Origin of the sequence: Spongiactinospora gelatinilytica, from assembly GCF_003236385.1 — a bacterium.
GTDB classification, from domain to species: Bacteria; Actinomycetota; Actinomycetes; order Streptosporangiales; family Streptosporangiaceae; genus Spongiactinospora; species Spongiactinospora gelatinilytica.
The window spans coordinates 1-1686 of record NZ_POUA01000685.1; the positions used below are offsets into that span (position 1 = coordinate 1).

Annotated in this window: 1 protein-coding gene; it reads right to left on the bottom strand. The window is 78.6% G+C overall.

The window, feature by feature from the left end; genetic code table 11:
* The coding region (locus tag C1I98_RS42330; protein ID WP_497846299.1) for an ATP-binding protein at positions 1–1686 on the bottom strand (1686 nt) is incomplete at both ends.

The window sequence follows — 1686 nt, forward strand, 5'->3', positions numbered from 1 at the left end:
GGCCAGGGGAGGGGGTACAGCGGCCCGGTGGGCACGATGACCAGCGGGCCGTCACCGAGATGTCCCGTCAGCGGGCCGATCAGCTCGGCCTGCACGGCCGCCGCCTCCCGCTCCACCGGGCCGGCGGCCTCTCCCGCCCCGTCCCGGCAGGCGGCGCGCCGCAGGCCGTACCGCAGCCGCAGGCCCGCCTCGGCGGCGCGCCTCGCCGGGCCGAGCGCGTGCATGGTGATCTCGGTGCGGCTCACCACGACGGCGGCGAGCCGGTCGCCGTGCCGCAGGTACTCCACCAGCCTGGCCCCGCCCAGCGCGGCCTGCAACGCGCCTGGCTCGGGGCAGGAGGGGACGCCCGTACGGACGACCGCGCGCCAGCGTTCGGCCCAGGCCAGCGCCGTACCGGCGCGCCCGGTGCCGATCGCGACCGACAGGCCGAAAGCGGCCAGCCGTTCGCCGGCCTTGACCGCGTGGGCGCGGGTCATCGGATCGGTGAGCGCCGCCACCGACGCGCCCACCTCGGTGAGACCGCCCGCCACCGCGCGCAGCGCGCCCTCCTGGTCGCCGCTTGACGCCCGCGCCATGGCCTCGGCGTGCCGCCGCACCACCGGGTCGGTCGTGCCCGGGCCGCCGTGAAGGGGCGTGAGCAGCGCGTCGGCGAGGTCGCGGCGGCCCGCCTCCAGCGCGATCTCGGACGCCGTCAGCCGCAGCGCGTCGGCGGCGGCCGGGAATGGGCGGGCGAGCCGGTCCGCGCAGTCGATCAACGCGGGGAGCAGCGTCGGGTCCGGGCCGCGGGCGGCCAGCCGCGCCCGCAGGGCGACGCTCGCGGCCAGGGGGATCCAGCCGTCGCGGCCCTGGTCCTGTAATTCGGCGCGGGCCCGCGCCGCCGTACGGGCCGCCCGGTGCGGGTCGCCGGTCTGCAACTCCAGCTCGGCGAGCAGCAGCCTGGCCTCGGCCAGGACACCGAGGGCGCGCGCCGACTCCAGCTCCGGCACGGCCAGGCCGAGCAGCGCCCTGGCCTCCCCGGGCAGGTACGCCGCCACCAGCGCCCCGGCGAGGTCGCAGCGCATCGTGGCCAGCCGTTCGGGGTAGGCGGCGAGCGCCTCCTCCGCTTCGCGGTAGTGCGCGAACGCCCCGCCGATGTCGCCCCGCCTGGCCGCCACGAACGGCAGGTTGGCCTTGGCCAGCGCGGTGACGTGACCGAGGCCGACGGTCGCGGCCAGCTCGGCGCAGCGCTCCAGGTCGTCCTGCGCGGCGCGCGGGTCGCCGAGGTAGGCCGCGGTGATCCCGCGGTTGAGCAGCGCCCCGGCCAGGAACCGCAGGTCGTCCTGCCCGGTGTCGGCTCGGCCCGCGGGGGTCAGTACGCGTACGGCGTGGTCGCAGCACCGCACCGCCTCGCCGAACCGGCCCAGGCGGCTCAGCGCCACAGCGCGCTGCGCGTCCAGCTTGGCGCGCTCGGCCCGGCACAGGTACGGCTCGGCGGCGTCGGCCACCTCCAGCGCCTGCGCGGGGCGGCCCAGCTCGGTGAGTACCGTGACCAGCGACAACCGGGCCTGAGCGGTCGGCTGCGGGGCCGCCGCCGCGCCCTCCCTCACGGCCCGACGCAACTCCTCCTCCGCCAGCGGAAGATCCCCCAGCTCCCGCGCGGCCAGCGCGAGCGCCCGCCTCGCCACCACCCGGGCAGCGAGATCCCCC